The organism is Leucobacter sp. USHLN154, assembly GCF_037145595.1.
Classification (GTDB): domain Bacteria; phylum Actinomycetota; class Actinomycetes; order Actinomycetales; family Microbacteriaceae; genus Leucobacter; species Leucobacter alluvii.
In genome coordinates this window covers 124307-149579 of sequence record NZ_JBBCXF010000006.1, presented here as the reverse complement: position 1 = coordinate 149579, position 25273 = coordinate 124307, and the positions used below count along the sequence as shown (strand labels likewise).

Annotated in this window: 27 protein-coding genes, 1 tRNA gene and 2 pseudogenes; 16 read left to right on the top strand and 14 right to left on the bottom strand. The window is 68.2% G+C overall.

Going from position 1 to position 25273, the window contains the following annotated elements; translation table 11 throughout:
- Window positions 1-119: 119 nt before the first annotated feature.
- On the bottom strand, window positions 120-434 hold the full coding sequence (locus tag WFH23_RS12135) for a Dabb family protein (RefSeq protein ID WP_090146380.1): 315 nt from the start codon (window positions 432-434) through the stop codon (window positions 120-122).
- A gap of 152 nt (window positions 435-586) precedes the next feature.
- Here WFH23_RS12135 and WFH23_RS12130 point away from each other — a divergent pair, with 152 nt between their 5' ends.
- Together WFH23_RS12130 and WFH23_RS12125 are read left to right on the top strand one after the other, a co-directional pair.
- Window positions 587-1906, top strand: a complete 1320-nt coding sequence (locus WFH23_RS12130) for an MFS transporter (RefSeq protein ID WP_336662698.1) — start codon at window positions 587-589, stop codon at window positions 1904-1906.
- 38 nt (window positions 1907-1944) lie between these two features.
- Entirely contained in the window at window positions 1945-3219 is a 1275-nt protein-coding gene (locus WFH23_RS12125) for an AAA family ATPase (protein ID WP_090146376.1), read from the top strand.
- An 83-nt stretch (window positions 3220-3302) separates the two neighbouring features.
- On the opposite strand, the gene WFH23_RS12120 is transcribed toward WFH23_RS12125, so the two are convergent.
- Window positions 3303-4316: a biliverdin-producing heme oxygenase gene (locus tag WFH23_RS12120; protein WP_336662697.1), complete on the bottom strand. Its 1014-nt coding sequence runs from the start codon at window positions 4314-4316 to the stop codon at window positions 3303-3305.
- Window positions 4317-4435: 119 nt separating this feature from the next.
- Between WFH23_RS12120 and WFH23_RS12115 the strand changes: the two genes are divergently transcribed.
- From WFH23_RS12115 to WFH23_RS12075, 9 genes are all read left to right on the top strand, one after another.
- A complete protein-coding gene (locus WFH23_RS12115) occupies window positions 4436-5692 on the top strand; it encodes a serine hydrolase domain-containing protein (protein ID WP_200330342.1) in 1257 nt (418 codons plus the stop codon).
- Window positions 5693-5760: 68 nt separating this feature from the next.
- Window positions 5761-5831 (top strand) — tRNA-Gly (locus tag WFH23_RS12110).
- Between the two features lie 168 nt (window positions 5832-5999).
- Window positions 6000-6122, top strand: a complete 123-nt coding sequence (locus WFH23_RS12105; protein ID WP_255536989.1) for a hypothetical protein — start codon at window positions 6000-6002, stop codon at window positions 6120-6122.
- Window positions 6123-6220: 98 nt separating this feature from the next.
- Entirely contained in the window at window positions 6221-6418 is a 198-nt protein-coding gene (locus WFH23_RS12100; RefSeq protein WP_336662696.1) for a hypothetical protein, read from the top strand.
- A 450-nt stretch (window positions 6419-6868) separates the two neighbouring features.
- The gene (locus tag WFH23_RS12095; RefSeq protein WP_090146368.1) at window positions 6869-7147 is read left to right on the top strand and encodes a hypothetical protein; all 279 of its coding nucleotides are present in this window, start codon (window positions 6869-6871) and stop codon (window positions 7145-7147) included.
- Window positions 7148-7288: 141 nt separating this feature from the next.
- Window positions 7289-8149, top strand: a complete 861-nt coding sequence (locus WFH23_RS12090; protein WP_336662695.1) for a cytochrome c oxidase assembly protein — start codon at window positions 7289-7291, stop codon at window positions 8147-8149.
- Window positions 8146-8658 carry a DUF2243 domain-containing protein gene (locus WFH23_RS12085; protein ID WP_336662694.1) on the top strand — a complete coding sequence of 171 codons (513 nt, stop codon included), beginning with the start codon at window positions 8146-8148 and terminating at the stop codon, window positions 8656-8658. The genes WFH23_RS12090 and WFH23_RS12085 overlap by 4 nt, the downstream gene beginning before the upstream one ends.
- Window positions 8659-8662: 4 nt before the next feature.
- A complete protein-coding gene (locus tag WFH23_RS12080) occupies window positions 8663-9073 on the top strand; it encodes a protease inhibitor I42 family protein (protein ID WP_336662693.1) in 411 nt (136 codons plus the stop codon).
- An 83-nt stretch (window positions 9074-9156) separates the two neighbouring features.
- Window positions 9157-9357: a hypothetical protein gene (locus WFH23_RS12075; RefSeq protein WP_090146358.1), complete on the top strand. Its 201-nt coding sequence runs from the start codon at window positions 9157-9159 to the stop codon at window positions 9355-9357.
- Between the two features lie 24 nt (window positions 9358-9381).
- Here the strand turns inward: WFH23_RS12075 and WFH23_RS12070 are convergent, their stop codons facing one another.
- The 3 genes and pseudogenes from WFH23_RS12070 to WFH23_RS14120 all read right to left on the bottom strand — a co-directional run.
- Window positions 9382-9951 carry a methylated-DNA--[protein]-cysteine S-methyltransferase gene (locus WFH23_RS12070; protein ID WP_336662692.1) on the bottom strand — a complete coding sequence of 190 codons (570 nt, stop codon included), beginning with the start codon at window positions 9949-9951 and terminating at the stop codon, window positions 9382-9384.
- On the bottom strand, window positions 9948-11234 hold the full coding sequence (locus WFH23_RS12065) for a DNA-3-methyladenine glycosylase 2 (protein WP_336662691.1): 1287 nt from the start codon (window positions 11232-11234) through the stop codon (window positions 9948-9950). The genes WFH23_RS12070 and WFH23_RS12065 overlap by 4 nt, the downstream gene beginning before the upstream one ends.
- 39 nt (window positions 11235-11273) lie before the next feature.
- Window positions 11274-11600, bottom strand: a pseudogene (locus WFH23_RS14120) (Ada metal-binding domain-containing protein); the annotation flags it as partial.
- On the opposite strand from WFH23_RS14120, the gene WFH23_RS12060 reads away from it, so the two are divergent.
- The 5 genes and pseudogenes from WFH23_RS12060 to WFH23_RS12040 all read left to right on the top strand — a co-directional run bounded on the left by WFH23_RS12060 (window position 11573) and on the right by WFH23_RS12040 (window position 15590).
- Complete coding sequence (locus tag WFH23_RS12060) at window positions 11573-12115, top strand: TetR/AcrR family transcriptional regulator (protein WP_200330350.1); 543 nt, start codon at window positions 11573-11575, stop codon at window positions 12113-12115. The pseudogene WFH23_RS14120 and the gene WFH23_RS12060 sit on opposite strands and share 28 nt — an antisense overlap.
- Window positions 12116-12264: 149 nt before the next feature.
- A complete protein-coding gene (locus tag WFH23_RS12055) occupies window positions 12265-13422 on the top strand; it encodes a tyramine oxidase subunit B (RefSeq protein ID WP_336662689.1) in 1158 nt (385 codons plus the stop codon).
- 50 nt (window positions 13423-13472) lie between these two features.
- A pseudogene (locus WFH23_RS12050) lies at window positions 13473-14219 on the top strand (FAD-dependent oxidoreductase); the annotation flags it as partial.
- On the top strand, window positions 14212-14850 hold the full coding sequence (locus WFH23_RS12045; RefSeq protein ID WP_336662688.1) for a carbon-nitrogen hydrolase family protein: 639 nt from the start codon (window positions 14212-14214) through the stop codon (window positions 14848-14850). The pseudogene WFH23_RS12050 and the gene WFH23_RS12045, both read left to right, overlap by 8 nt.
- A gap of 14 nt (window positions 14851-14864) precedes the next feature.
- On the top strand, window positions 14865-15590 hold the full coding sequence (locus WFH23_RS12040; RefSeq protein ID WP_336662687.1) for a GntR family transcriptional regulator: 726 nt from the start codon (window positions 14865-14867) through the stop codon (window positions 15588-15590).
- 21 nt (window positions 15591-15611) lie between these two features.
- Here the strand turns inward: WFH23_RS12040 and WFH23_RS12035 are convergent, their stop codons facing one another.
- The 9 genes from WFH23_RS12035 to WFH23_RS11995 all read right to left on the bottom strand — a co-directional run bounded on the left by WFH23_RS12035 (window position 15612) and on the right by WFH23_RS11995 (window position 25269).
- Window positions 15612-16154, bottom strand: coding sequence for a hypothetical protein (locus tag WFH23_RS12035; RefSeq protein ID WP_336662686.1), 543 nt, complete (start codon window positions 16152-16154; stop codon window positions 15612-15614).
- A gap of 201 nt (window positions 16155-16355) precedes the next feature.
- Window positions 16356-17015 carry a TrmH family RNA methyltransferase gene (locus tag WFH23_RS12030; protein WP_336662685.1) on the bottom strand — a complete coding sequence of 220 codons (660 nt, stop codon included), beginning with the start codon at window positions 17013-17015 and terminating at the stop codon, window positions 16356-16358.
- 159 nt (window positions 17016-17174) lie between these two features.
- Window positions 17175-18191, bottom strand: coding sequence for a sugar phosphate isomerase/epimerase family protein (locus WFH23_RS12025; RefSeq protein WP_090146331.1), 1017 nt, complete (start codon window positions 18189-18191; stop codon window positions 17175-17177).
- The gene (locus tag WFH23_RS12020; RefSeq protein ID WP_200330366.1) at window positions 18188-19072 is read right to left on the bottom strand and encodes a sugar phosphate isomerase/epimerase family protein; all 885 of its coding nucleotides are present in this window, start codon (window positions 19070-19072) and stop codon (window positions 18188-18190) included. Before WFH23_RS12020 ends, WFH23_RS12025 begins: the two co-directional genes overlap by 4 nt.
- Window positions 19073-19156: 84 nt before the next feature.
- A complete protein-coding gene (locus WFH23_RS12015; RefSeq protein ID WP_336662684.1) occupies window positions 19157-20374 on the bottom strand; it encodes a substrate-binding domain-containing protein in 1218 nt (405 codons plus the stop codon).
- Window positions 20371-21597 carry an ABC transporter permease gene (locus WFH23_RS12010; RefSeq protein ID WP_336662683.1) on the bottom strand — a complete coding sequence of 409 codons (1227 nt, stop codon included), beginning with the start codon at window positions 21595-21597 and terminating at the stop codon, window positions 20371-20373. Before WFH23_RS12010 ends, WFH23_RS12015 begins: the two co-directional genes overlap by 4 nt.
- Window positions 21594-22637 carry an ABC transporter permease gene (locus WFH23_RS12005; protein ID WP_200330372.1) on the bottom strand — a complete coding sequence of 348 codons (1044 nt, stop codon included), beginning with the start codon at window positions 22635-22637 and terminating at the stop codon, window positions 21594-21596. Before WFH23_RS12005 ends, WFH23_RS12010 begins: the two co-directional genes overlap by 4 nt.
- Window positions 22634-24172: a sugar ABC transporter ATP-binding protein gene (locus WFH23_RS12000; protein WP_336662682.1), complete on the bottom strand. Its 1539-nt coding sequence runs from the start codon at window positions 24170-24172 to the stop codon at window positions 22634-22636. Before WFH23_RS12000 ends, WFH23_RS12005 begins: the two co-directional genes overlap by 4 nt.
- Window positions 24169-25269 (bottom strand): Gfo/Idh/MocA family protein, encoded by a 1101-nt coding sequence (locus WFH23_RS11995; protein ID WP_336662681.1) that lies wholly within the window; start codon window positions 25267-25269, stop codon window positions 24169-24171. The genes WFH23_RS12000 and WFH23_RS11995 overlap by 4 nt, the downstream gene beginning before the upstream one ends.
- Window positions 25270-25273: the final 4 nt, after the last annotated feature.

Here is a 25273-nt window from a genome sequence, read left to right as displayed (position 1 = left end):
GTGCTCACGATGTTGAGCCTGTTGGACTCAAGTTTACTCGCCGCTCAGCGAAGGTCAAGTCTGCACGGCAAAACTTGAGTCGATCCCACTCAACTCTCAGAATGAGAAGTGCGAACGTCTCAGCGCTCGTCCGAGCTCACCTGCACGACGAAGTCGTACTCCTGGAATTCGGCGACCTCGACAGCCCACCTCGCCCGCACGAACTCGACGTGAGCCGGATGGTCGTTGTAGGCGCGGAACGCGCTCTCGTCGAGGAACACCATGGAGAACTGCCATTCCAGGCCGCTCTTCGGACTGATCTGGCGCTGCACGGTGAACCCGTTCACGCCGGGAATCTGCGCGAGATCACGCGCCGCCGACTCCAAGAACTCCGCCTCCTCGGAAGACCCGCTGGCGTGGATGAGGCGGAAAACGACGGTGTGCTGGATGGGCATTCTGGCTCCTCGGGCCAGGGAAGCTCCTGCGCCTCCGGCCCGAGCCTACGGCGGAGCGGAAGCGCGCACCAGGGAACCAACGGAAGATGACGGAGCCATGAACGGCAGCGAAGCTCCTCACCCCGAGCCGTGACGGGGCTACGCTGAATCCCATGAGCGACCACGTGCTGCCGGCCCCCGCCGCGTCGGGCCCAGCCGCCCCCGCCTCCGTGAAGAAGCGAACCGTGTTCGCCTGGTCACTGTGGGACTGGGGGTCGGCATCGTTCAACGCGGTCGTCACGACCTTCGTCTTCAGCGTCTACATCACGAGCGCCCCGTTCGGCCCGGAAGAGCGGGTCTCGGCCGAGCTCGGGATCGCGTTGCTCGTCGCCGGCATCGTCGTCGCGCTGTTCGCGCCGGTGATCGGGCGCCTCACCGACCAAGCGGGACGCCGGAAGACCTGGCTCGGCATCAACACCGGCATCGTCGTCGTCTCCACCCTGCTGATGGTGCTCGTGGCCCCGGAGGAGCAGTTCTTGATCTTCGGCCTCGTGCTGCTCGCGATCGGCAACGTCGCCTTCGAGTTCGCGAGCGTCAGCTACAACGCGATGCTGGGGCAGATCGCGAACAACGGCAACGTCGGCAAGATCTCGGGCCTGGGCTGGGGCATGGGGTACCTCGGCGGGATCGTACTGCTCGCCCTCATCCTCGTCGGGTTCATCTTCCCCGAGGTCGGCTGGTTCGGCGTCACCTCGGATGGCGCCTGGAACGTGCGCATCGCCATGCTCCTCGCCGCCGCGTGGTTCGCCGTCTTCGCGATCCCCGTCTTCTTCGCGGTGCCCGAGATCCCGGCGGCCGCTCACCCCGAGAGCAAGGGACGCTGGTTCCTGCGCGCATACGCCGACGTGTTCCGCAGCGTCGCCGGCCTCTGGCGCGATGCGCGGCACACCCTGCACTTCCTCATCGCGAGCGCCGTGTTCCGCGACGGGCTCGCAGGAGTCTTCACGTTCGGCGGAGTGATCGCCGCGCGGAGCTTCGGGTTCGACAACACGACCGTGATCCTCTTCGCCATCGCGGCGAACGTCGTCGCGGGGCTGGCGACGATCCTCGTCGGCTTCTTCGAGGATCAGCTGGGGGCGAAGCGCGTCATGGTCTGGTCGATCGTGCTCATGGTCATCTGCGCCATGCTCGTCTTCGCGCTGCACGACTCGGGCACGTGGGTGTTCTGGATCTTCGGTCTCCTGCTCTGCATCTTCGTCGGACCGGTGCAGTCGGCGAGCCGCTCGTTCCTCGCCCGGCTCATTCCGCCGGGCCGAGAAGGAGAGATCTTCGGCCTCTACGCCACCACCGGCCGCGCGGTCTCGTTCCTGGCACCCGCGGGCTTCACCATCGCGATCGCGATCGGGGGCGCGACCATCTTCGGCATCATCGGCATCGGAGCCGTGCTGCTCATCGGGCTCCTGCTGCTGCTTCCGGTGCGCGCCCCCAGGTGAGGGGCGCAGCACGGGCCCTGGGGCAGTAGCCTGTTCGGGTGGCCCGTCCTGAACTTTCCGCCGAGCAGCTCGCCGTCTACGAACGCATCGAGCACACCCGCGAGCACCTGTTCATCACCGGCCGCGCCGGCACCGGCAAGTCGACCATCCTGAACCACCTCTCGTGGAACACGAGCAAGATCATCGCGGTATGCGCCCCCACCGGCGTGGCCGCGCTCAACGTCGGCGGGCAGACGATCCACTCGCTGCTCCGGCTGCCCACCGGCATCATCGCGGACCACGAGCTGGATCAGCCCGCTGAGCTCAAGAAGATGCTCGCCGCGATCGACACCCTCGTCATCGACGAGATCTCCATGGTGTCGGCCGACCTGATGGACGCGATCGACCGATCGCTGCGCCTCGCGCGCGGCAAGAAGCACGATCCGTTCGGCGGCGCGCAGATCATCATGTTCGGCGATCCCTACCAATTGCCGCCCGTGCCTCCGCGCGACCCCCACGAGCGCGCCTACTTCGCGGACACGTACCGCTCGCTGTGGTTCTTCGACGCCAACGTGTGGACATCGACGCCGCTCTCGACCATCGAACTGCTCGAGGTGCACCGTCAGCGCGACGACCGTTTCAAACAGATTCTCGGCGCGGTGCGCCACGGGGTCGTGACTGAGGATCAGGCGCACGAGCTGAACTCGGCGGGCGCGCGGCCAGCCCCGCGCGACGTCATCACCCTCGCCACGACGAACGCCACGGTGAATCGCCTGAACGCCCAGCGCCTCTCCGAGATCACCGGCTCATCGCTTCGCGCGGTCGCCGAGATCAACGGCGAGTTCCGCGAGAACACCTACCCTGCCGACGAGGTGCTCGAGCTGAAACCGGGAGCGCAGGTGATGTTCCTGCGGAACGACTCGGACGGACGCTGGGTGAACGGCACGATCGGCACCGTCTCGCGCGTCGACGGGACCGTGTGGGTCGAGGTGGATCGCGAGGAGTTCGAGGTCGAACCGATGGTCTGGGAGCGGTACCGCTACCGGTACGACGCCGAGACGAAGAAACTCGAGAAAGAGGTAGTGGCTGAGTTCGAGCAGTTTCCGCTGCGCCTCGCCTGGGCGGTCACCGTGCACAAGTCGCAGGGACACACCTACGACGCAGCGGTCGTCGATCTCGGACCCAGAGCCTTCAGCGCGGGTCAGACGTATGTGGCGTTGAGCCGCGTGCGCTCACTCGACGGCCTGTACCTGCAGCGTCCGCTGCAGCCGCGCGACGTCATCGTCGACCCCAATGTCGTCCGGTTCATGCGTGGCAAAGAAGAGTCCGTCTGAGCGGAAGAACTCGCCGCAAGGACAGTACGCGTGCGGGGACCGGGCTCCGCCCGATCCCCAGAGCCTGCATCGCGTGACGGGGACTACGCCACCGCGAGCTTCGCCTGGCCCAGGTCGCGGAAAACCGCCGTATTGAATGCGTACGCCGCGCGCACCTCGTCGAGCATGCGGGCGCGCTCGGCCTCGTCGAGTTGCTCGCCGAGAACATCGAGGGCCGCCCGGTACTGATTCTTGAAGTCGGCGAGATCGCCCAGCTCGGAGAAGTCGTAGAACGCGATGCCGGCGCTCGGCAGATCGTGCTGCTTCGCGACGCGCTTCGCGATGTACTGCCCGCCCGAGAGGTCGCCGAGATACCGCGTGTAGTGATGCGCGACCACGCCGGCCGCCCAGCCCTCAGCCGCGACCTCCCGCATGCGCGCCGCATACTCGAGCGTTGCAGGAACGGCGACGATCTGCTCGCGCCAGTCGGCGCCGATGAGGTGCACGAGGTCCGCCTCGAGTGCTGGCAGACGCACGAGCGACGGCGAATGGAAACCGGCGAAGCGCGGGTCTGCGGCGACCTGATCAGCGGCAGCCTCGAGGGCTTCGTACATGAAGTAATGCTGTGCGACGAGATCGATGTAGTCCTGCAGCGACCCCTTGCCGCGCATGATGTCTTCCATGAACGTCGCCCCCTCGCTGTCGGAGTGATCCGACCACGAGCTCTCACGGATGACGACTGAGAACGGCCGGTCCTCTGGCGCTGCGGCTGGCGCGTCGACGGACGCATCAGCAGCGTCGCTCTGCGGTTGCGCGCCGTGCTCGTCGCGCGCCGGCACACCGAGCTTCGCGCACGCCGCGGTGTAGAGCGCGACGACCTCGCGCCGGATCTCCGGTCGCTCCGTGATCGGGCCGCCGGGCCATTCGACCGACAGTTCGTGCTCTCCCTCGGCATCCGTCACGAGCCATCGGCCGGAGGCGCCGGTCACGCCCACCATGGTGCTCGAGGTGGCGCCGGGGTACCCGAAAGCACGCGCGATCAGGAGGTTGTCGGCCATATGGTCGCCGTTCATGTGCCGGGTCACGCCCGAGATCACGTCATCCGAAAAATTCGTCACCACGTCAGTCTAGTAAGGGTCGCCTCACTTCGCCCTACCCGGCGCCAAACTTCCCAGTCGCACGCAGTAGACTCCCGTGTGTTCTGTGTCCAATTCACCTTCGAGATTGGCGGTCGAATTTGATTCCGCGCTTTGCCCCTCGCACCCGCCTGCTGGCCGTCGGGGCCATCGTCGTCGCCGCACTCGGTCTCACGGCATGCACCGACGGCGATTCGGTGACCAGTTCCGCCGACGTCAACACCGTCGACCCGGCACTCGCGAGCGGCATCGATGACGCCATCGCGTCGGCCATGCAGCAGAGCGGTTCGACCGAAGCCGTCGTCGGCGTCTGGGGCAACGATGGAAGCGAGTATCTGCGCGGGTACGGCGACAGCGGGGTCGACGGCTCCGTCAGCATCCGCGGAGCACAGGCGACCCAGCCGGTCATGTGCGCACTCATGCTCGACCTCGTCGATGAGGGAACGATCGATCTGGATGGGAAGGTGTCGGAGGATCTGACCCGCCAGTCCGGCATCGAAGACGTCACGTACCGGCAGCTCTGCGAGATGCGGTCCGGCATCGCCGACTACAAGAGCGGCTTCGCCGACATCTTCGCGAACAACCCGACGCGGCCGTGGGCCGAGCAGGAGCTGCTCGCGCAGGGGCTCTCGCGGTCACCCGAATCGTGGCCGGGGCTCGACTTCCACCAGTCGGACTCGAACCTCGTGCTCCTCGCCCGCGCCCTGAAGGTGAAGACCGGGCTCGAGATTCCCGACCTGCTGCGCGATCACGTCTTCTCCGACGCGAATATGGGATCGACGTACTTCCCCGCCCTGAACAGCACCACGATCTCCGGTGACACGCTGCAGGGCCTCACCTATCCCTCGAGCGGTGGCAAGGCAGTCTGCGACGCCGAACCGGTCGAGGTAGCCGAGGTGTCACCCTCGATGCTCGCGGGAGCGGGAGCGACGGTCACGACCGTCACCGACCTCAAGAACTTCTACGACGGGTACCTCAGCGGCACCTTCGGCGGGGAGAGTGCCGGAGTCGTCACCGAGGCCTTCCCGACCAAGAACCCCGAGCGCGACGAGAACGGCGAACCCACCGAGGAGATCGCCATGGACGGTCGCCTCTGGAGCTTCGGCGTGGAGAAGGTCGGGCCGCTGTACGGCCGGAGCGGGGCCATCACCGGCACCCTCACCGCCGCCTACAGCGACCCCGACAGCGGCTTCTCCGTCGTCGTCTCGCTCAACAACTCCTCGGCGGGGGCGGGCTTCGCGAAGTCGCTCGCGTTCCAACTCGCCTCGCTCGCACAAGCGCAGGGCGTCGCGCCGGAACTGACGTGGAGCGCCGAGGAGCAGACCGAAGCGCTCGCGAAGGCCGCCGTCTGCCAGTAGCGGCGGTGCCGAGTACTCAGCCACTTTCTGCTACGGTGGGTGAGTCGGAATCCTCGTGATTCCGTATCGGGGATGTAGTTCAATGGTAGAACTTCAGCTTCCCAAGCTGATAGCGCGGGTTCGATTCCCGTCATCCCCTCTGAACGGGCCCTTTCCTCCACGATTGGGCCCGTTCTTCGTTTTCCCGGTTCCTTCGAGCCCCGTCCGAGCAACGGGGGTTCCGTCGCCCATTCCTCGTCCGTGACCTCCGCGCCCGGGTGGGCTATGGTCGGGTCAGGGTGGTCGCACCCGGAAAAGAGGCATCATCATGTCCAAAGACAAAGGCCAGAAGGCCGCCAAGAAGCCTGCCGCTTCGACTGCGAAAGAGAAGAAGCAGGCGAAGCGCGACAAGAACCAGGCCGCAGCGAACACGCTGAAGATGGGCAAGTAGGCCGTGTGCCGCCCGACGTCGCCGGGCGGCACCTGCCATCTACAGGAGTGAGAAGCATCGGCTGCGGTTGCCGGCTGGCGGCTGGGTAGGCTGGCCGCATGCAGCCGCAGCCGAACCCCTTCCTTCCCAGTATCGACACGATCATGGTCCTCACTGTCGTCGCCTCGATCATCGGAAGCCTCGTCTGGCTCGGCCTGCTCTGGGTGATCGTCCGCGGCGCCACGCTCTCCGCCCTCCGCAAGCATTCCGAGGAGCAGGGCGAGCGTCGTCGGAACTCCGCATCTCCGCTGAGCTGACGAACGCGAGTCGACGACGTTCGCGAACGACGCTGCAGCGTGAGCGAGCTTCGGCGATCAGCTTCTCGCGTTCGCCTGTTACCGTTGCCGCATGATCCTCGGGCTCGGCCTCGCACTCCTCGGCATCGTCGTGCTCGTCAACTGGATGCGAGACCGCAAGAACTGACGCCGGAGTTGCAGCGATACGAGCGCCGCCGCCCGGAAAGAGCCGGAGAACGCCGCCGTGGCATCATCCTCTCCATCGCGGGGGTCGTCAGCGCCGCCCTCGAAGACCGACGTACCAGAAGGGCTCGCGTGAGCGGCGCGTCAGGTCAGTAGCGCCGAACGGGAGGGTTCGCGCCGAGAGCGCGGGTTCGGAACGGGCGTGACGCCTCGCGCTCAGCTGAAACCCTCGGGCTCGATAGAGAACGCGCGTCACGCGCGTTCCGAGCGAACTGTAGGCTCGAATGCATGACCGGTTCGCAGCAGGATCACCGCGTGCGGCATCTGATCGCGCTCGCGCTCGGTCTCCTCTGCATCCTGTACCTGTTCGTGCAGGCGGGCGATGTGACCACGTACGTGATCCTTCTCGGGTTGAGTTGCGGTGGCGTCGCCGTCGGCCATCAGGCGATCCTCCGCTCAGGGCCCCTCGTATGGACCGCGATCATCGGTCTGGTCTTGAGCTACCTGGGCCTGCTGATGGCGATCGGGTTGCTCGTCGTGCGACTCACGCGCACGTTCGGAAGCTGAGGAAGTCAACCCTCCTCTCAGTACACCCACTCGCACGTAGCCTCTGGGCATGAGTTCACGCCCCCTGCACCGACCCCGCTGGGCGAGCGCACTGGCGCGAGCAGGTGACCCAATCACCTGCACAATCGCAGGCGGAGCACCGTGATCCCCGCACACACGCACGGTTCCCCGTCGAGCGGTGTCAGCTCCGACCTCATCGCTCTGCTCCCGGTGCTGGTCGCCATTGCCGTCTACCTCGCCGCGACCGCGATCGGTCGGCAGCGCGGACGATCATGGCCGTGGTTCCGCACGGTGTTCTGGATCGCCGGCGTGCTCGCCGCAGCGGCCGGCTTCATCGGACCGCTCGCCGCAGCCGCGCACGAGTCATTCGTCGCGCACATGGCGGCCCATCTGCTGGTCGGCATGGCCGCACCCCTCCTGCTGGTGCTCTCCGCGCCCATGACGTTGGCGCTGCGGACCCTGAGCGTCGCTCCGGCTCGGCGTCTGAGCTGGTTGCTCCGCAGCCCGCTCGCGCGCGTGCTGACGCATCCGGTCGTCGCCGCCGCACTGAACGTGGGCGGGTTGTGGGTGCTGTACCGCACACCGCTGTACGAGCTGATGCAGCGGGACGTGCTGGTGCATCTGCTCGTGATGCTCCACGTTCTGGCTGCCGGATACATCTACACGTATGCGTTGGTCGGGATCGATCCGTCGCCCCACCGCTCCGGCTTCGTGATGCGCAGCGTCGTCCTGGTGAGTTCGCTCGCTGCGCACGGCATTCTGGCGAAGCTGCTCTACGCGCATCCCCCACCCGGCGTCCCCGTAGCGGATGCGCATACCGGAGCTCGGCTCATGTTCACCGGCGGCGACGCGGTCGACTTCGTGCTGATCGTGCTGCTCTGCGCGGAGTGGTATCGCGCGACGGGCCGACGTCTGGGGGCCACGACCACCACCATGTCAGTCGTCCGGCGCACAGCGACAGGCGCGCGGGGCGGGAGCCGACGCACGAAGGGAGCATCATGATGATGGGCACGAGCAGTCGGATGGGAGGGTCTCCGTTGCGTTTCCGCTCCTACTGGGCCGGCTTCCTGCTCGGCGTGGCCATGATGGCGGCGATCGATGAGATCGTCTTCCACCAGATCCTCGCCTGGCATCACTTCTACGACAACGCCAGCCCGGACATCGCCATCCTCTCCGACGGGTTGTTGCACGCGGCCGAGCTCTTCGGCTTCGTCTTCGGGTTCTTCCTCATGCTCGACGCGCGTCGGCGTCGCACGTTCTGGGCGGCCGCCGCCTGGGCGGGGTTTCTGGTGGGGCTCGGGTTGTTCCAGCTCTGGGACGGGATCGTCGACCACAAGATCCTTCGGCTCCACCAGATCCGCTACGGGGTCGAACTGCTGCCCTACGATGTCGCCTGGAATGTCGCCGGTGCGCTGCTCCTCGTCTCAGGCCTCATCTGGACCGCGGTGCTCGCCAGACGGGGAACGCCCGGGAGAGCGGAAGACAGTGCGACGCCTCAGCCGATATCGTGAGCGCATGAGATCTCGCGCGCTGCCCGCCCTTGCGTTCGCAGCCGCGGCACTTTCAGCAGTCGTGCTCTCGGGGTGCGCTGCTCCGGCGAGCGTCACCGTCGGATACGAGGAGTCATCGGTCACGATCGAGGACGGGACGGAACTCGTCATCGACTTCGGCGAGGTCAACGCGTCGGTCGGCTCGGACTGGGTGATGATCAGTGAACCCGACCCCTCCGTGCTGACGCACGGGGAGAAGGTGAGCGAGTACGCCGGCGAGGAGGGCAGCGTGGGCGGACCGAGCGAACTCGCGTACCGGTTCACCGCGACCGGCACCGGAATGACGAAGATCCAGTTCGAATACCAGTTCCGCGGCGCTGTGCCCGACGATCCGACCGAGCAGAGAACAGCGCTGATCGACGTCTCGGTGGAGTAAACGGCTCGCCGATTCGCGCGCAACACGCACAGATTTTCTACCGCAATGTGACGGATGCGCCCGACACCTTGTAACTTGTCAGTATGGATACGACAAGTTTTCAGCGCCTCCCGAAGAGCATTCAGCAGATCGTGCTCGATGGCCTGGACAACGAAGTGCAGGCCGGGCTCGAGCGCCTCGACAATGCGAAGAAGGACGGAACGCTCGCTCCCGAGCAGACCGCCGCGCTCGAGGGCGACATTCGCCGCGCAGCAGAGCTGCGCAATCGCTACTCGCCGGCCTGAGCCTCCCGCCCGACTCCGGCGGCCTCAATCGGAGAACAGCTCGCGCTGGAGCGCACCTTCGTGCTGCAGCAGGCGCGTCTTGATATCCACGCCGAAGAGGTAGCCCCCCAGACCTCCGTCGCTGCGCACGATGCGGTGGCAGGGCACGACCAGAGCGACGAGATTGTTGGCGCAGCCCGATGCCGCCGCTCGAATCGCAGACGGGCGACCGGCGAGCCCGGCCAATTCGGTGTAGGTCACGGCCCGGCCAGCCGGCACCTCGCGGAGCGCGCGCCACACGTCGCCGCGGAACGGCGTCTCCGGCTGACGCACCATCAGTCCATCGATGGCGGTCACGTCTCCGTCGGCGTAGGCCAGCAGCGCGTCGGCGATCGGGTCGGCAACCGGGCCAGGGGCCGCAGCGGCGTCGGTGATCCCGCGCTCGGCGACGCCCGCGTCGATGCTGCGGAGACGCGCGGTGAGCGATTCAGCATCAGGATCCAGCTCGGTGGCGAAACCGGCGGCGCGAATGGCCCCGTCCTCGGGCGACCAGATCGCGTGGAACGGCGCTCCGACGATATCGACGACGGTGCGCGTGAGTGGGCTGGTGGTCATGCGAGGTCCTTTCGTGCAGACGAGGCGAGGAAGTCGGCCCAGAGGTGCTGGGTCGCGTAGCTGCGGTAGGGCCGCCAGGGTTCGGCGATCCGTTCGGCCGCCCTCGGGGCAGGATCGCCCAGCGCTCGGCGCAGGATCAGATCTCCGGCGGGATAGGCGTCGGGATCGGCCAGCGCCCGCATCGCGATCATCTCGACGGTCCACGGTCCGACCCCGCGCAGCGCGGCGAGTTCGCGCCGCGCATGTTCGCGATCGGCACCCGCACTGAGATCGAGCCCGCCGGCGAGGGCGACGGCGAGCGAACGCAGCGTCTCGGCGCGACTGCGCGTGAGGCCGAGCGCCTCGCGCAGCTCGTCGGCCGATTCTCGGGCGATCGCAGCGACGTCGAGCCCACCGTGGAATCCGGCGGCTGCGGCGACCCCCGTGAGGGGCCGTGCGAAGCGCGCCGCGAGACGCCCCTGCAGGGTGCGAGCGGCGGCGAGCGACACCTGCTGGCCGAGCACCGTGCCGAGCGCCGTCTCATGGGCCGACCGCGCCGCCGGCATGCGCAGGCCGGGGCGTGCGGCTACCAGGGGCGCGAGCCGAGGATCTGCGCCGAGCGCTTCGGAGATCTGCAGGGGATCGGCGTCGAGGTCGAGCATCTGCCGCACGATCTCGATGGCGCGCATCGCGTCGGAGAGAGACGGCAGCTCGAGGGCCACCGGGATCGCGACCGTCGCTCCGTGTTCGGCCGGCTCCCCCGCTGCCTCCGGCACTTCGCCCCAGTGCACACGCGCGACGGCGGTGCCTCCGCCGACGTCGAGTGCGTGCTCGGTCGAGCCGTCGAGTCCGATGACGTCTCGTCCCGGAATGGCGTGAGCGACGAGCGACGCTCGCAGGGCGGCCGCGTCGTAGGGTGCGCGGGTGCGCATCCGCAGTGCGAGCATGGGTCGCTCGTCGGAGCTCGGTCCGGAGGCGGCCTCGCCGTGACGCCGAGCCAGCTTCGACGGCGCCACGCCGAATTGCTCGCGCATCACCTCGCCGAACTGCCGGAGGCTGCCGAACCCCGCAGCGAACGCGATATCCGCGAGCGGGAGATCGGTCTCGTCGATGAGCGCCCGTGCCGCGTGCGCTCGGCGCGTGAGCGCGAGCTGCAGCGGCCCGGCGCCGACTTCTTCGATGAGGATGCGGCGCAAGTGCCGCTCACTCACCGCGAGCTCCCTCGCCAGCCCTGCGACGCCCGCCGCGTCGACGGCTCCATCGCGGATGCGGCGCACGGCTCGGCCGACCAGGTCACCGCGCACGTCCCACTCCCGCGTGCCCGGCACGGCCTCCGGCCTGCACCGCTTGCACGCCCGAAATCCTGCGGCGACGCATGCAGCCGCGCTCGGGAAGAAACGGCAGTTCCCCGGCAGTGGTTTTCTGGCCGGGCATGACGGCCTGCAGTAGATTCCCGTGCTCGTCACCCCGAGGTAGAACCGCCCGTCCCACCGTCCGTCGCGTCCGGAAGCCGCACGATAGCAGGCGTCGAAATCGAGCGGGAGGGCTGGGGGCGGCGGGGTCACGTGACTATCTTCGCTGGCTGGAGCCCGCCGCGCACGCCGGAATCGGACATGGCGGTGCGACGAGTACGCTCGACAGCATGAAAGACCTCTCCGGCCGCGAGGCATTGCTGCGCGCCACCGTGATCGTCGTCTCCGCCGGCGGACTCCGGGCGCTGACGTATCGCGCGGTCGCCGCCGAGGCCGGCGTCTCTCACGGGCTGGTGCGCCACCACTTCGGAACGCGGGATCAGCTCGTCGCCGAGGCGATGGAGTACGCCATCGACGAGAGCCTCAGAGGCTCGAACATGGTCGGAGACGCGTTGACGCCAGCGACGTTCGCCGCTGGCATCGAGTCGCTGGCCGATCGCGAGAGCGGGATGCAGGCGTTCCAGTACGAGCTCCTGCTCGAGTCCCGACGTCGACCTGAACTGCGGCCGCTCGCGGAGCGCCACTATCTCGCGTACCGGGAGGCGATCTCACGTCAGTTGGCCCGCCTTGGCGTGCGCGACGCTGAGCTGACCGAGCTCATCTGGTTCACCCTCGACGGCATCGTGTTCAAGCAGTTGGTGCTGCCGGAGGGCGTGGAGCCGGCGCTCGCGCGGCTCCGGGCCCTCGTGGCCCAGGCCCAGAGCGCGGACTGAACGGGCACGCGCGATCCGGGGCCTCCGAGGTGCTCTGCGCACTTGACTATCCATATGGATAGTTCTAGGGTGGTCCCACCCGACCCGAGTCTGCACGCGCAGACCATCCCGAGCACCGCAGCCGGGAACGATCGAAGGGACACACCGACGTGCCGCAGCCCCAGACCACCAGTGACACCGCGAACGACACCCGCATCGACTTCCTCTACCTCAGCGAATCCGACATGATCCGCGCAGGGGTCACCGACATGCCCGCCTGCGTCGACACGATGTCGGACATGCTCGGCCTCTTCGCGGCGGGCGACTACCGGATGGCCGGCACCGAGAACAACTCGCACGGCGCGCAGATCTTCTTCCCGGAGCACGAGACCTTCCCCGGTATGCCAGTGGACGGGCCGGATCGCCGCTTCATGGCGATGCCCGCCTACCTGGGCGGCGACTACCAGGCGGCCGGATGCAAGTGGTACGGGTCGAATGTGGCGAACAAGGAGCGCGGTCTGCCGCGCTCGATCCTGATGTTCACGCTCAGCGACAAGGACACGGGCGCGCCGCTCGCCATCATGTCGGCGAACCTGCTGAGCGCGTACCGCACGGGCGCGATTCCCGGCGTCGGAGCACGCTACCTCGCCCGCGACGACGCCCGGGTGGTCGGCATCGTGGGGCCCGGCCCGATGAACCGGACCTCGCTCGAGTCGTTTCTCGCCGTGCGACCCGGCATCGACACGGTGCGCGTCTTCGGTCGGAGCCAGGGCGGCATCGACACCTTCATCGCCTGGGCCACCGAGAAGTTTCCGCAGCTCGCCATCGAGCAGGTCGACAGCTTCGAAGCCGCCGTGCGCGGATCTGACATCGTGAGCATCGCAGTGCCCAGTCAGTCGGGTTCGCAGCACTACCCCCTCGTTCGCGACGAATGGGTGAAGCCCGGCGCCTTCATCTGCTGCTCGGCGCATCTCGCCGTCGAGGAGTCGCTCGTACAGCGCTCGCGCCACGTCGCAGACGCTCGGAAGATCTACCAGGCGTGGGCCGAGGAACTGCCGGAACCCGCCCATGAGACGGTCGGCATCTGGGGCATCCATCTCGTCGACCGCGTGCGCGACGGCCGGATTGCGCCAGAGCAGTTCGAAGACGTCGGCGAGATCATCCGCGGAATCACCCCCGGCCGCACCGACGACGACGAGATCTTCATCTACTCGGTGGGCGGCATGCCCGTCGAAGACGTCGCCTGGGCGACGCAGGTCTACCGCAATGCCGTGCGCGACGGAATCGGCACGAAGCTGAACCTCTGGGACACTCCGGCACTCGCTTAGGCGACCCGCGACACCGCACGAGCCACGACACCACAGGAGATAGAGGACTCATGGAACTTCAGCACGCAGACGTGATCGTCATCGGCGCCGGCACTGTCGGCTCGATGGCCCTCTGGCAGCTCAGCAAGCGCGAAGGCCTCACGGTCGTCGGCATCGAGCAGTACGGGCGCGTGCACCCGCACGGCTCCTACGCAGGCGAATCCCGCGTCTTCCGCACCGCCGTGCACGAGGGCGGCACCTACGTCGGCATGATCCAACGCTCGCGCGAACTCTGGCGCGAGCTGGAGCGGGAATCGGGCCGCGACATCTACGCCGAGGTGGGCTGCCTGAGCATCGCCCCCGAGGGCTTCCCCGATCTCGAGACGGCGATCGGCACCGTGCGGCAATTCGACATTCCGCACCGCCTCCTCAGCACGGAAGACCTGCGCGCCCAGTACCCGCAGCACCGCATCGCCGACGGAGACGTCGCACTCCTCGACGAGCACGGCGGCGGCCTGCGCCCGGAGGTCGCCGTGATGTCGGCGCTCGACCTCGCCGAGGCGAACGGCGCCGAGCTGCACTTCAACACCCCGGTGCTCGAGCTCGAAGAGCGCGGCAACGGCGTCGTGGTGCGCACGACGCAGGGCGCCTGGCTCGCGCGCACGGTGGTCGTCGCCTCGGGATCCTGGTCGACGCGCCTCTCCCCGGAGCTGAACGATCTGCTGCGCCTGCAGGTGCTCGGCCTCACCTGGTTCATGCCGCGGCACCCCGAGCAGTTCGTGCCAGAGCGGTTCCCCGCCTTCTTGCGCGATGCCGGGCCGATCCACTTTCGACGGAGACTTCGTCACCGCCCTGCGCAGCGCGGCGGCCGCCGGCAGCACGCACGTCGTCGCCGGGCTCACGGAGACGAACGCTGGTACGCACCCGTACAACACGCTCGTGCACATCTCGCCGACCGGAGAATTGGAGGGCGTGTATCGCAAGATCCACCTGTACGACGCCTTCGGGTACCGGGAATCCGATTCGGTGACGGCGGCGAGCGCGGACTCGCCTCTCGTCTTCGACGTGAACGGCATCACCGTCGGCGCGGCGACCTGCTATGACCTGCGCTTCCCGGAGATGGCGCGATGGCTCGTCGATCACGGCGCCGATGTGCTCGTCTACCCAGCCGCCTGGGCCGTCGGGCCGATGAAGGAACTGCACTGGGAGTCACTGCTGCGGGCGCGGGCGATCGAGAACACCACGTACGTCGCCGCGGCGGGCCAGACCGGCCCGCATTGCACGGGCCAGAGTCAGATCATCGACCCCCTCGGAATCACGCGCGCCTCAGCGGGCGAGGAGACCGAGACGTTCGCGACGGCAGTGGTCAGCTCCGACCGCGTTGCGCAGGTGCGCCGCACCAATCCGTGCCTCGAGAATCGGCGCTTCACCGTGGGCCCTCTGGCCTGAGCTACGATCTACGCATGCAGCTCATCCCGGATGTATCGCACGCCCGGTTCGGCGGCTGGTCGGTGAAGGCACCGCTGCCGCCGGGCGTGCGGCCCCCCGGCATCAAAGCTGCGGACTACGCCTACGGGTACCTGAAGAACCTCATCATCACGCTCGAGCTCGCTCCGCAGACCGTCATCACCGAGAACGAGATCGCAGTGGCGACAGGCGTCTCCCGCACTCCGGTGCGGGAGGCGTTCTCCCGTCTGCAGTCCGAGCAGCTCCTCACCCTCATCCCGCACCGCGGCGCCCTCGTGCCCGAGATCACCCTCCGCGCCATCCAGGAGCAGGCCATGACTCGCGTCGTGCTCGAGGGACACGGGGTGAAGTGGGTCTGCGACCACCGCGTGCCCATCGCCGGTCGCCTGTTCCACCTCATCGAAGAACAGCGAGCGATTCTCGAGGACGACCCCGACCGCATCGTCGACATGGTGGTCACCGACAAGGAGTTTCACTGGACGCTCGTGCAGGCGACCGGAAACACCGAGTTCGCCCAGCTCTACAACTCCATTCACGATCGCCAGGTGAGGATCGGCATCGCCATGTTCCAGGCCGTGCCCTCACGGCGATGCTCGGCTGTCGAACAGCACCTCGAGATCGCACAGGCCATCGAGCAGTTCGATCTCGACACGGCCACCGCTCTGCTCGAGTCGCATCTTGTCGGAAGCCTCCCTGAGGTATCGGGCATCTTCCGGAACTAGGGCTGAGGTCGCGCTCTCCGCTCAGTTCTCTCGCGCTCTCGACAGCACGAATGATTCATCTCGGCGCCAGCGCTGCTCGCGAGTGTCCGTGAACTCCAATGCATGGACCTGATACTTCGCCGATTGCATGATGGGGCGGAGACGATCGCCCGTGTGACTCGGCACTTCCGCAGCGAACTTCCACGTGTACGTCGTCGAGTCTTTGCTCAGCTCGACGAAGTATCGCCCCGGCGGCAGCATGACGAGTCGAATCGGCCTATCGATCACTGCGTCGAACATTCGGACAACCACACTGACATCGCGGAACGCGGATCCCGAGCAATTGTCGAGAATCACGCCGTACGTGCGTTTCCGCTCGTCCGGGTCAGTGACCACCCACGCCGAAAGTCGGCTTGCTTGCTCTCGAGCGTCACGCTCTGCGTCGGCACGCTGGCGGGCGCGATCGAGGTTGTAGGACCCCGCAGCGAACACCACGGCGGCCGCTGTCACCCATGTCGGAAGGTCTCCCAGCCAGCTCGGCCAATTCATACTGATCGCGCCCTCTTTCGTCTCGGCGGCATGCATGCTCGCAGCTCCGAGCCTTCCGCGCGCGGCCGAACGCATGTGCGAGATGTCGACCTTTCAGCCTCGGCAGGAGCGTCTTTACGCACGGGCGCCGCCATCGTCCGCGGTTTGAACCGTTGCGTGCGCGCCTACGTCCGCGAAACCGAGGGTTGATGCCGAGCGAGAGCAGAGCGGGCGAGCGCGGGCGAGCGCGGGCCGCCGTCAGCGCGGGCGAAGCGGGGAGTGCTGCTGCACCCAGCTGTACATCGACACCGCCGCAGCGGCCGAAGCATTGATCGAGCGCGTCGACCCGTACTGGGTGATCTCGACGACGGCGTCGGCCGCCGCGATCGCCTCCGCGGTCAGGCCCGGTCCCTCCTGACCGAAGAGCATCACGCAGCGCTCCGGCCAGTCGAAGGTCTCCATCGGCACGCAGCCGGGCACGTTGTCGATCGCGATGATCGGGATCCCCTCGCCCCGCGCCCAGGCGACGAGCGCGGTCACGTCTTCGCGGTGCTCCACGTGCTGGTACCGGTCGGTCACCATCGCGCCGCGCTTGTTCCAACGGCGGCGACCCACGATGTGCACGGTGTCGGCAGCGAACGCGTTCGCGCTGCGCACGATGGACCCGATGTTCATGTCGTGCTGCCAGTTCTCGATGGCGACGTGGAAGGGATGACGATGCTCATCGAGGTCGGCGACGATCGCGGCCATGTTCCAGTACCGGTAGCGGTCGACCACGTTGCGCGTGTCGCCATGCTCGAGGAGTTCAGCGTCGTACTGCGCTCCGGTCGGCCAGGCGTCGCGCCCTCCCGGCCACGGCCCGACCCCGGAGGTCGAGCGCTCGGGTGTCGGGTTGGCCAGGGGCGCTGCGTCGTTCACGCGTAGATTCTCCCACGCGCGGCCCTTCTGCGAGCGGGGTCACTTCGGGAGGGTGTCGCAAACGGGACCGACGCCGACACGCTCCCGAAGTGACCCCGCTCCAAGGAAGGCGGAGGCGGAGGCGGAGGCGGACGAAGGTGGCGCGGCGCGGCGCAGCGCCTACTGGTGGGAGAAGGCGGCGTCGAACGAGGCCGTCGGGCGCTTCCAGAGCAGGGAGCGGATCCGCTCGATCGCCTCCGCCGCGCCATGCAGGCGGTCCATGCCCGCGTCTTCCCACTCGATCGAGATCGGCCCGGTGTAGCCGATGCTGTCGAGTGCGCGGAACCCGTCCTCCCAGTGGGTGTCGCCTCGCCCGGTCGAGACGAAGTCCCAGCCGCGCCTCGGGTCGCCCCACGGCAGATGCGATCCGAGAATGCCGGAGCGGCCGGTCTGGGGGCGCACCCGCGTGTCCTTGCAATCGACGTGGCAGATGCGATCCGCGAAGTCGACGATGAACCCGATCGGGTCGACGCCCTGCCACACGAGGTGGCTGGGGTCCCAGTTGAGCCCGAACGCCGGGTGGTGGTCGATGGCTTCGAGCGCGCGCACCGTCGTCCAGTAGTCGTACGCGATCTCAGAGGGGTGCACCTCGTGCGCGTACCGCACGCCCTCCCCGTCGAACACATCGAGGATCGGCGTCCACCGCCGCGCGAAGTCCTCGTACCCCTCGTCGATCACCGATGCGGGCACGGGCGGGAACATCGCGACGTACGGCCAGATCTTCGACCCGGTGAACCCCGTCACCACGTCGGCGCCGAGTTTGCGGGCGACGCGGGCAGAGCGCTGCATATCGGCGGCTGCGCGCTGCCGCACACCCTCCGGGTCGCCGTCGCCCCATACGTAGGGGCGCACGATGGCCTCGTGCCGGAAGTCGATGGGATCGTCGCAGACGGCCTGCCCCGCGAGGTGGTTCGAGATCGCCCAGACCTTGAGCCCGTGCCGCTCGAGCGTGTCGAGCCGGGACTGCAGGTACGCGTCATCCTCGTCGGCGCGGGCGAGGTCGAGGTGATCGCCGGAGGCGGCGATCTCGAGCCCGTCGTAGCCCCACTCCGAGGCGAGGCGTGCGACCTCCTCGAACGGCAGGTCCGCCCACTGCCCGGTGAAGAGGGTGACGGGGTGCGTTGCTTCGTGGCTCATAGACGGCCGCTCCTTTGCAGCTGGTGGTCGGTGAGGAAATCGTAGGTGATGCGCGCGAGCGCGTCCTGCGACTCGGCGAGCGGTCGCCAGATCGACGCTGCGGTCGCGATCGTGTCGTTGTCCCCGGTGAAGCTCTCGAGCGTGAGCGGGCCGGTGTACCCGACGTCGTCGAGCGCGTCGAAGAAGGCCCCCCAGTCCGTGTGATCGGGGCCGGCCGGGCCTCGATCGTTGCCGCAGACCTGCACCACGGCGAGGTGCGCGCCGGCCGCGCGGATGGCTGCCGACGGCGAGCGCTCCTCGATGTTCAGGTGGTAGGCGTCCAGTGCGAGCGCGATGCCGGATGCCCCTGCGTCAGCGGAGCCCAGCAGCGGGTCGAGCACGTCGAGCGCTTGCGTGACCGTGTTGATGAGACTCGTCTCGTACCGGTTGAGCGGTTCGATCGCGAGCGTCACCCCGCGCTCCGCCGCATACGCGGCGACGGGCCGAAGGGCTTCGCGGAGCACTCGGATCGCTGCCGCGCGTTCGTCGGCGCCCATCCGCCAGACGCGGCCGGTGCGAGCGGTGAAGGGCCCGGCGACCGTCGGCGATCCGACCGCGACGGCGACATCGACGCAGTGCCGCAGGTAGGCCTGCGTCGATGCCCGAAACGCGTCGTCGAGCAGATCGCGCCCCGCTCCCATCGCCCCGACGACGCGCGCGCCCATGCCGAGCGCTCCCAGGCGTTCGGCCGCCAGCTCCGGCGACCAGTCCCCCGGCGACTCGACGGGCAACTCGAGCAGCTCGTACCCGATGCCGCGGGCGCGTTCCGCGATCCTCAGCAGCGATGCGTCTCCGAGCGGGGAGGTCCACACCCACGTGTTCACGCCGAGGGTTCTCCGCATGATGCTCCTCTCCAGAGCGATCGGTCGACGGGATGCGCCGGAGGGAGCGCGGTTCGTCCCCGCTCCCTCCGGCGTCGCACCCGCTTACGGGATCTGGCGATCCTGCCAGACCTTCGGGTAGCCCGGCAGGTTCTCGCCGCCGAACTTCGCGTAGTGACCATCGGGCATGCCCTCGTTGAGCTCGAGGAACTCGTCGAGGTCAGCGTCGGTGATCGGGCTCTGCGGCAGCACCCACTCAGCCGGCACCTCTTCACCGTCGAAGATCTTCTCGAGTGCGAGCAGCGGCGTGCGCCACTGGAAGTTCGAGTACACGGGCGCGAGAGCGGTGAGGCCGGTGTCCTTCCACTTGCGCAGGAAGCTCAGCTCGTCCTCGCCCGTCATCACGGGGTACTCCTTGCCGGCATCCTCGAACGCCTCGATCGCAGCGACCGCACCGTCGCCGGCGTCCATCCAGACGCCCTGCACGTCGCCCTTGGCGAGCTCATCGGAGATGATCTTCTTGATCTCGGCAGGGTCGCCGCCCGAGAAGTAGTCGACCGCTTCGATTCCGGCCTCCTCGAAGAGCTTCTCGGCGCCGGCCCAGCGCTGCTCGAGTACGTCGACGCCGGGCAGAATGCGGAGCGCGATCACCTTGTCGCCCTCTTCGAGGTTGTCGATCAAGAACTCGGCGGTGTCGATACCCCAGGCGAATCCGCCGATGGGGTGGATGAACGTGACCGCGCAGTCGGTCTCGACGCCGCGGTCGAACACCACGACGGGCTTCCCGGTCTCGCAGGCGCGTTCGACGGCCGGCGTCATCGCCGCGGTCGAGTTCGGCGAGATGATGAAGCCGTCGCAGTTGCCCTCCGCGATGAAGTAGTCGATGTCGGCGATCTGGGTGTCGTCGCTGTCCTTGGCGTCGCGGGTCTCCATCTCGGAGATCGCGCCAGACTCCTGCAGCACCTTCAGCTGCTCGTTCATCGTGATCCAGCCGGTCTGGCGCCACGGGTTCGAGATCGAGGCGTTCGCGAAGCACACCTTCTTCGCCCCGTCGGACGCGAAGTCGGACGTGTCCTTCATCTCGGCGTTGATCATCTGGAGGTAGGGCTCGTCTTCCGGCCCTTCCGGGGTCACGCCGCGTTCCTCGTCCTGCTTGTCGAAGAGCTCCTGGTCGAACCACTCGGTCGAGTCGGTCGATTCAGAGGTCTCGGCAGGTGCTTCTTCAGCGGAGTTCTCCACCGACGGATCGGTGGTGCACCCCGCGAGCAGGATCAGCGATGCCGCACCGACGAGGCTCGCCGTAATGCTCAGCGATCGTTTCATGATCGGTTCTCCTTCTTCTGTTCGCCCCGCACGGCAGCGGTGCCGGCGGGATCGGGTGACGGGGTGCTCCCCGTCGGATCTATCCCGGAGGTTCCGGGAGGTTCGTGAGCGCCGGCGGAGGCACCTGCGTCCGCGTCGACGACCGGACCGGGGGCGCCGGCGTCGGCCACCGCCCCGAGGCCCGATGTCGGCCGCTTGCGGCGTGCGCGGAACGCGGCGCCCGAGTATGCGACGGCGGCGATGATGATCGCTCCCTGGATGGCGTCGCGCATCGTCGACGGCACGGAGGTGAAGTTCAGCAGCGTGAACAGCGTCTCGAGGGCGAAGGCGCCGGCGAGCGCCCCCCACACCGATCCGCGCCCGCCGCCGAGCACGACGCCGCCGAGCACGACCGCGGTGATCGCGATGAACTCGTAGCCGCGACCGACCGAGGGGTGCACTCCGGCGTAGCCGACGAGCAGGACGCCGGCGACCGTGGCGCAGAGCGATGAGATGACGAACGCGGCCGTCTTGGTGCGCCACACCGAAGCCCCGGCGAAGACGCCGGCAGCCGAGTTGTCGCCGATCGCCACGAGCGTGCGGCCGAAGGGACGGCGGGAGAGCCAGGCCGCGACGGCGACGACCGCCGCGAGCACCAGCACGGCCCAGGGCAGCAGCCCGATGACGGGGAGCCCCTCGATGCCGCCGCGGCCGACCTGCCGGAACGAGTCGGCCGGGTTGCCCGTCGCCGCCCCGCCGGTCCACCACATCACTCCGCCGTAGAGCACGAGCATCATGCCGAGCGTGACGATGAACGACGGCACCTTCAGGAAGGTGGTGACGATCCCGTTCACGATGCCGACGACCGCGCCGAGCACGATCAGCAGGAGCAGCACCGGAATCACCTTCGCGTCGTCCTGCCCGATGAGCGTGCCCGCGAGGACGACCTGGGTGGTGACGAGCGACCCCTGCGAGAGGTCGAACTCGCCGCTGACGATGACGAAGTACTGGCCGATCGCGACGAGCGCGATGGGAGCGACGCGCTGGATGTAGCGGACGAGCTGACCGGGTTCCGCGAACGACGGGTTCAGGATCGCCACGGCGACGAGCAGCACGAGCAGCAGCAGGTAGACCGCGCCGCGCGGGCTGATGGCGGCGCGCGCGAAGCGGGCCAGTCCACCGGGAGCGGGGGCTGCGGCCGGAGTCTCGACGGGGCGGGTGACGCTCGGGTCGGTGGCGCTCATCGCGATCCCCCTTCTGCGGTGACATCGGCCGGCACTGGCGCCGCCTCCCCGGATCGCGTGAAGCGCTCACGACGGGCGACGAGTCGGCGACGCGAGTAGATCGCGACCGCGACGACGATGACTGCGCCGCGCACCACGTCTTTCAGGAACGGGTTCACCTGCAGCACGCTCATGAGGTTGTCGAGTACCGCGAAGATCGCGACCCCGCCGATGGTGCCCCAGATCGATCCGCGTCCGCCGGCGAGCAGGGTGCCGCCCAGGACCACGGCCGCGATGGAGAGCAGATCGTAGCCGCCCTGGACGCCCACGGTCGGGCTGCCGACGCCGAGACGACTGGCGAGCAGCAGACCGGCGATCCCGGCGAAGACCGAGCACAGCACGTGCGCCCAGATCAGCGGTCGGCGCGTGCGCACGCCCGACAGTCGGGCGACCTCCGAGTTGCCTCCCACCGCGAACAGGTGGTGCCCGAAGCTGCTGCGCGCGAGCATGAAGGCGACGAGGCCGGCGAGTGCGAGCATCACGATGGTGGAGACGGGCACGGGGCCGACCCCCGTGGCGCCGAAGAGCTGGAACGCCCAGGGCACTTCACCGGCCGTGCCCTGGTAGTTGGTGTCGAGATACCCCTTGAGCATGAGGCCGACGCCGAGCGTCGTGACGAAGCCGTGCACGTTCAGGAAGGTGACGATCATGCCGTTGGCGAGCCCGACGAGCGCAGCGACGGCGAGCGCGAGCAGCACGCCCGGCAGCACCATGCCGGTCTCGCCGTTCATGGTCTGCGCCGCGATGAGGCTCGTCAGGCTGACCACGTAGGGCACGGAGAGGTCGAGCGATCCGCCGAGGATCACGAGGGTCTGCCCGATCGCGACGAACCCGAGCACGCTCATGCCGGTGAGGATGTCGCGGATGCTCCCCGGGCTGAAGAGGTTGCGACCGACGGTGGAGACGAGAATCGCGCTCAGCACGAGCACGACGATCAGAGCGATGTAGACGATCGCGGTGGTGTCGAGGCGCTTGAGGCGCGCGGGGAGTGCGATGCTCATGCCGCACCTCCCGCTTCGACGGCGCCGGTCGCAAGCGCCAGCACGGTTTCCTCTGACGAGCCGGCCGGCAGCTCGCCGGCGATGCGACCGTCGCGCATCACGAGAATTCGATCGGCCATGCCGATCACCTCCGGGAGTTCACTCGACACGAGCAGGATCGCCACCCCGCGCTTCGCCAAATCGCGGATGAGACGGTACACGGCGACCTTCGCGCCGACATCGATACCGCGGGTCGGTTCGTCGAGCAGCACCACACGGGGTTCGGTGGCCAGCCACTTCGCGAGTACGACCTTCTGCTGGTTGCCTCCCGACAGCGCCTGCACCTCCTGCTTCGGGCCGCGGCTCACGAGTTCGAGCGACTCGAACACGCCGGGAATCGTGGCGCGTTCTCGGCGCGTCCGGCGCGGGAAGACGCTGCGGATCGCGAGCAGTGCGTTGTCGAGGATCGACTGATTCAGTGCGAGACCGGTGCGCTTCCGATCCTCGGTGACGAGGGCGATGCCCAACCGCACGGCCTGGCGCGGGGAGCGGATGGCGCGGGCGGACCCGGCGATCTTGAGCGTGCCGCGGGTGAACGGAGCCGCTCCGAAGATCGCTTCGACGAGTTCCGTGCGACCCGAGCCCTGGAGACCCGAGAGCCCGACGACTTCCCCCGCACGCACATCGAGGTCGATGCCGTCGAGTTGCGTGTTGCCCCCGTCGCGCACGTGCACGACGACCTCGCCGGGCGCCGTGCCCGGCACCGGATCAGGGAAGTAGGCGCTGATCGGGCGCCCCACCATGCGTCGCACGAGCGTCGGCTGATCCAGCGCCCCGACGGGGTCGCTCGACACCAGCGAGCCGTCCTTCATCACGGTGATGGTGTCGCAGAGATCGAAGATCTCCTTGAGCCGGTGGGAGACGTACAGGATCGCGACGCCGCGATCGCGAAGCCGTCGAATCACTCGGTAGAGGATCGCGACTTCGTGGTCTGCGAGCGCCGCAGTCGGCTCGTCCATCGAGATGACCCGCGCGTCGACCGAGAGCGCCTTCACGATCTCCACGATCTGCTGCTCGGCGACCGTCAGGCTCCCCACCTGCGAGCCAGGGTCGATTCCGGCGATGCCGAGGTCGTCGAGGAGGTCAGCGGTGGCGCGCCGCATGGCAGCGGTGTCGATGAGGCCGCGGCGACGGGGCTCGCGGCCGAGGAAGACGTTCTGCGCGACCGACCGGTCGGAGAGGAGGTTGAACTCCTGGAACACCGTCGCCACACCGGCGGCCGCCGCTTCGACTGGGTGCCCGAAGTCGACGCTCGCGCCGCCGAGGCGCACATCGCCTCCGTCGCGCCGGTAGACGCCGGCGACGATCTTCATGAGCGTCGACTTGCCGGCGCCGTTCTCGCCCACGAGCCCGTGCACGGTGCCGGGCACGAGATCGAGCGAGATGCCGTGGAGCACCTCGTTGCCGAAGAACTGCTTGCGGATGTCGATCACCGAAAGCACCGGAGCGCCGGTGGCGGCGGTTGGCGCGGGTGCTGGTGCCTCGTTCACGCTCATGCGGCGTCCACCTCCACCCAGCGACCCTCGCGCGCGGAGGCGAGCACGGCGTCCGTGATGTGCGCGGCGCGGTATCCGTCGGCGAAGGTCGGAAGCCCCTCGGGCTGTTCACCTGCGACGGCCGCGTATGCGTCGGCGACGAACGCATTGAAGGCGTCCTGATAGCCCTGCGCGTGACCCGCTGGGACATTCGAAAGCCGCGCGGCGTCGGGTGAGAGCGTATCGGGGTCGCGTCGCAGCAGCAGCGACTGATTGCGGCGCCCCACCCAGAGCAGTTCAGGATCCTCCTGCTCGAAGCGCACGCTCTCCTCGGCACCGGCGATCTCGAGTACGAGGCCGTTCTTGCGCCCGGGCGCGACCTGGGAGACGAGCAGCGAACCGATACCGCCGCCGGCGAGCTCGAGCGTCAGCGCGACCGCGTCCTCCGTGCTCACCTCCTGCCCGTTGCGCTCCGCGTGCACGGTGCGGGTCGAGGCGACGAGGCGCGTGATGCGGTCGCCGCTCACGAACTCCACGAGGTCGACGAGGTGCGATCCGATGTCCGCGAATGCGCGCGAGGGGCCCCCGGCGTCGGCGGCGACCCGCCAGTTGTCGTCTTGGGCGCCGAGCAGCCAGTCCTGCAAGTACTGACCGGACACGGTGACCACGGCGCCCGGCGCTCCCCCGGCGATGCGGGCGCGCGCCTCGCGCACCATCGAGTGGTAGCGATACACGAACGGCACGGCGCCGACGCGCCCTTCCGAATCGGCGAGTTCGACGAGTTCCCGGGCATCCGCGGCCGACGTCGCGAGCGGCTTCTCGCAGATCACATGCGAGCCCGCGAGGAGTGCGGCCCGCGCGAATTCGAGGTGACTCGTATTCGGAGTGCAGATGTGCACGACGTCGAGGGCCTCGGCCAGCAGTTGCTCCGCGCTCGACGCGCGCTCATAGCCCAGAGCGACGGCGGCGCGTTCGGAGCTGTGGCGACTCGAGGCGGCGAGCGCCGCGAGGCGCGCGCCCGTGAGCCGGGCGGCGTGGGTGTGTGTGCGGGCCATGAACCCGGCACCGAGCATTCCTACGCTCGGTGCCCGGCGAGACTCCATCGTCTGCGGGGACATGTGA